This is a genomic window from Amycolatopsis thailandensis (assembly GCF_042723255.1).
In the GTDB taxonomy this organism is placed as follows: Bacteria; Actinomycetota; Actinomycetes; order Mycobacteriales; family Pseudonocardiaceae; genus Amycolatopsis; species Amycolatopsis thailandensis.
In genome coordinates, this window is sequence record NZ_JBHXJK010000074.1 from 37,600 (window position 1) to 42,199 (window position 4,600).

Consider the following 4,600-nt stretch of genomic DNA (forward strand, 5'->3'; position numbering starts at 1 on the left):
GTGGGGGGGCCGCGGGGGTGGCCGTCGCGGGGCGGGGGGTGGTTTTTTTATTATTTTTTATACAAAAAAAAAAAAACCCCTCACGACCCCACGCAGAACTGCTCATACAGGCATGAATCGGACGCTCAATCGTCACGAAGTGTCCCCAGTGGACACTCGGGCCGCGACCGGCGCGCCGACCAGTCCGGAACCTCACCCGCCACCGTTGCCTTACCGTCCATAAATCGGTTGCGTGTGGAGCGCCGTTGTTCTTAGCGTCGCTTATGACCGCCACTTTGCGAGCGCTCGAATTCGCCGCGCACGACCCGCAAGGTCTCGAACGATTCTGGACCGGTTTACTCGGCCGGGAAATCGGCGACACCGGCTTCCGGCTGAGGTTCGTGAAGAGCGACGAACCGAAGACCCGCCAGAACCAGATGCATTTCGACCTGACGAGCGAGTCCCTCGACGACCAGCGGCGGACGGTCGCGAAGGCGCTCGGACTCGGCGGGCGACACATCGACATCGGCCAGCTTCCGGACGAGAAGCATGTCGTGCTCGCCGACCCCGAGGGCAACGAATTCTGCGTCATCGAGCCGGGCAACGACTTCCTCGCCGACTGCGGTTTCGTCGGCGCCGTCGCGAGCGACGGCTCGCAGGAAGTCGGTTACTTCTGGAGCGAGGCACTGGACTGGCCGCTGGTCTGGGATCAGGACCAGGAGACCGCGATCCGGTCTCCGCGCGGCGGCCCGAAGATCACCTGGGGCGGCCCGCCGTTCACCCCGAAGAGCGGACCGAATCGGCTCCGTTTCGTCCTGGACGGCCCCCTCGCGGAGATCGACCGGCTCGTCTCGCTCGGCGCGGCCCGCCTCGGTCCACAGGAAAACGGTCGCGTGGAAATGGCCGATCCCGACGGGAACGAGTTTTCTGTCGTGGTGCTTGGCTAGCCTCCGCGGTATGGACATGAGAGCCGTGGCCGAAAGCCTGGTCGCCGGGGAACGCGTCAGCACCTGGGAGCTGAAAGACGCCGGACCGGACGATTTTCCCGAACTGCGCGAAATCCGGCGCACCGGGGATCAGTCGCTGCGCAACGCGGCGCGCGCTCTGCTGTTCGGCCTGGGCGGCCCGGAGGCGCTCGGCGAGCACGACCTCGCGCTCGTCCGTCGCCTGATCCGGGGCAAGATCGCCGACGAGGTGCCGGTCGCGATGCGGAGTTGCGAGTTCTGGTACGCCATCCCGACCACGGACCAGGCGGCGGTGCTCGACGCGTTCGGCCTGTCCGATCCGGAACCGGTGACCATGTCGCTGGGCGCCGAAATCCGGAACCAGCACTACCACGGCTCCGGGCATCAACGCTGTGCGCGGATCTACGTCAGTCCCGTGCTCGACGGGTGGACGTTCGTCTTCGGCAGGCCGTCGGACGATCAGCACCCGGCGAGCGTCACCGACGAAAGCACCTGGAGCATCGAGCCGCGCGAGCAGTATCAGGCCATGCTCGCGAACGAGAAGGTCCGACGCGAAGTGGACCGTGACCGCTGCGTCGTGTTGAGCCGCCTGTTCGGCGCGGCGCACCAGTACTGGCGCAGCTACGGCGACTCGACGACTTCGTGGTGCGTCGCCGAAAAAGGCGAGCTGGTCCGGTCCTATGACGTCTCCGCTCCCGAAGAAGCGGTCGGCGAACTCCCGGCCGAGAACGGCTACCTGCTCCCCCACGAGGACACCCCGCTGCCCGAAGGCTGGGCCGACGACATCGAGCACACCGACAATCCCTTGGACTGGCAACGGGAATGGGTCCGGCGCCACCGGCGCCTCAAAGCGGAGCTCGGGCTACCGGACCACTGTGACGCGGATACGATCGCGGAGGCGATTTCGGTGCACCCGGGCAAGATCGGGCCGGACACCCGCGTCGAAGGGCACGGGGTCATAGCACTCACGAGATGTGGCCGAGAGTATGGCCACCCGCGAACCCTGTTGCGAGGCCTCACTTACACGCCGGCGCCGGAACCCCCCTCGCTCCTCGACGAAGACCAGACCTGACGAACCACAGGTACGTTCGGCCATACGGCACAGGATGGAAATTGGTCTACACCTATTGACGCGCGTCGCCTCGGCGGCTCAAGCTGCTCTGACCGAGGGCCATCTTCCACTGTCGGAGGTTCGGCGTGCCAAGGAGAACCAGGAAACTACTCCCCCTGCTGGCGTCGCTCATCACGCTGGCCGGACTCATGATCGTCGTCATCAGCCCCACCACGTCGAGCGCGGCAGGCCACGAGGACTGTCGTCCCGACGGGCTGTACCGGACACCCGGCGTCGACACCCCCTACTGCACCGTCTACGACACCAACGGACGGGAATCCCTGGGAGAAGGGCATTCCCGTCGCGTGATCGGCTACTTCACCAGCTGGCGCACCGGCAAGAACGGCGCACCGGCGTATCTCGCGAACAACATCCCGTGGACCAAGGTCACCCACCTCAACTACGCGTTCGCGCATGTCGACGCGCAGAACAAGGTGTCGGTCGGCGCCCCGGGCCCGAACAACGAGTCCATCGGCATGGAATGGCCGGGCGTGCCCGGCGCCGAGATGGATCCGTCGTTGCCCTACAAGGGACATTTCAATCTGCTGAACAAGTACAAGAAGCAGTACCCGAACGTGAAGACGCTGGTTTCGATCGGCGGCTGGGCGGAGACGGGCGGCTTCCTGAACCCGGACGGCACGCGCAACGCGTCGGGCGGGTTCTACAAGATGACGCAAAGCCAAGCGAGCATCGACACCTTCGCGGATTCCGTCGTGAAGTTCCTGCGCGACTACGGATTCAACGGCGCGGACATCGACTACGAGTACGCGACTTCGGCGAACTACGCCGGAAACCCGGACGACTACTGGATCGCGCAGGCCAACCGCGGCACGCTGTGGGCGGGCTACGAGAACCTGATGCGCACGCTGCGCCAGAAGATCGACCAGGCGGGCGCCGCCGACGGCAAGCACTACCTGCTGACCGCGGCCGTCCCCGCGTCCGGCTGGCTGCTGCGCGGCCAGGAGGTCTACGGCGTCACGCAGTATCTCGACTACGCCAACATGATGAGCTACGACCTGCACGGCGCGTGGAACCAGTTCGCCGGGCCGAACGCGGCGCTCTACGACAACGGCAAGGACGCGGAACTCGCGCACTGGCAGGTGTACACGACACCGCAGTACGACGGTCAGGGTTATCTCAACACCGACTGGGCGTATCACTATTTCCGCGGCGCCATGCAAGCCGGCCGGATCAACATCGGCGTCGGGTTCTACACCCGGGGCTGGCAAGGTGTGTCCGGCGGGACGAACGGACTGTGGGGCACCGCACCGTTGCCGGACCAGAAACAATGTCCACCCGGCACCGGATCGCAGGTCGGTTCGACGGTGCCGTGCGGTAACGGCGCGATCGGCATCGACAACCTCTGGCACGACATGAGCCTGACGGGCGCCGAGGTACCGGCGGGCGCGAACCCCATGTGGCACGCGAAGAACCTCGAAAACGAGATCACCCCGGACTACCTGGAGAAGTACGGGCTGGACCCGAAGAACAACCCGAAGGACCGGCTCTCCGGCACCTACAACCGGTATTACGACAACAGCATGGTGACGCCGTGGCTGTGGAACAACGACAAGAAGGTGTTCCTGTCCACTGAGGACGAAGAGTCGCTCGCCACGAAGGCCAAGTACGTGGCCGACAAGGGCATCGGCGGCGTCATGATTTGGGAACTGGCAGGCGACTACGCCTTCGACAGCGCCAAGGGCCAGTACTTCATGGGCGACACGCTGATCACGAAGATCAACGACGGCCTGCGCGGCGCCGCCCCGTACGGCAACTCGAAGTCGGGGCGTCCGGCGCCGTCTTCGGTGCTGAACGCGAACGTCAAGCTGACCGGCTTCGCGCTGGGCGACGCGAACTACCCGATCACCCCGCAGATGCGCATCACCAACAATTCGACCACCACCATCCCCGGTGGGACGAAAATCGAGTTCGACTACGGCACGAGCGCACCCGGCAGCATGTCCGACCAGTCCGGCTTCGGCCTGGCCGTCACGAGCAAGGGACACAGCGGGCCCAACGTCGGTGGCATGAAGGGAGACTTCCAGCATGTCGCGGTGACCGTGCCGTCCTGGCAGAACATCGCCCCGGGTGCCACGGTCGAGGTCCGGCTGAACTACTACATGCCGATCGCGTCCCCGTCGAACTTCACGTTCACCTTCGGCGGGACGACCTACGCGATCGCGTCGGACAACCCGCGCGGCGGCGGCGCTCCGCCGACGACGACCACCACCCCCACCACGACCACGGGTACGACGACCACGTCACCCACCACCACGACCAGTCCGACGACGACCCGGACGACCACCACCACACCGACGACGACCACCTCGGTGCCGTCCGACGCCTGGAAGCCGAACGTCGATTACGCGACCGGTGCCCGGGTGACCTACAACGGCGCGGCTTACGTGTGCCGTCAGGGCCATCGGTCCCTGCCGGGCTGGGAGCCGCCGAACGTGCCTGCCCTCTGGACAGCCGCCTAGACCCCGGCAGCGCGCTATGAAAGGTCCTTTCCTTGCGAAATTCGCAAGGAAAGGACCTTTCATAG

General features: G+C 65.5%; 3 protein-coding genes. All 3 read left to right on the top strand.

The window, feature by feature from the left end; genetic code table 11:
* The first annotated feature begins 263 nt into the window (after nt 1-263).
* The 3 genes from ACFWMR_RS26715 to ACFWMR_RS26725 all read left to right on the top strand — a co-directional run bounded on the left by ACFWMR_RS26715 (nt 264) and on the right by ACFWMR_RS26725 (nt 4,535).
* Nucleotides 264-926 (top strand): VOC family protein, encoded by a 663-nt coding sequence (locus ACFWMR_RS26715; protein WP_378380339.1) that lies wholly within the window; start codon nt 264-266, stop codon nt 924-926.
* Between the two features lie 10 nt (nt 927-936).
* Nucleotides 937-2,016, top strand: coding sequence for a hypothetical protein (locus ACFWMR_RS26720; RefSeq protein ID WP_378380340.1), 1,080 nt, complete (start codon nt 937-939; stop codon nt 2,014-2,016).
* A 125-nt stretch (nt 2,017-2,141) separates the two neighbouring features.
* Nucleotides 2,142-4,535, top strand: a complete 2,394-nt coding sequence (locus tag ACFWMR_RS26725) for a chitinase C-terminal domain-containing protein (protein WP_378380341.1) — start codon at nt 2,142-2,144, stop codon at nt 4,533-4,535.
* The last annotated feature ends 65 nt before the right edge of the window (nt 4,536-4,600 follow it).

Coding starts and splice junctions, on each gene's coding strand:
- ACFWMR_RS26715 (WP_378380339.1), top strand. CDS start 264: ATGACCGCCACTTTGCGAGCGCTCGAATTCGCCGCGCACGACCCGCAA.
- ACFWMR_RS26720 (WP_378380340.1), top strand. CDS start 937: ATGGACATGAGAGCCGTGGCCGAAAGCCTGGTCGCCGGGGAACGCGTC.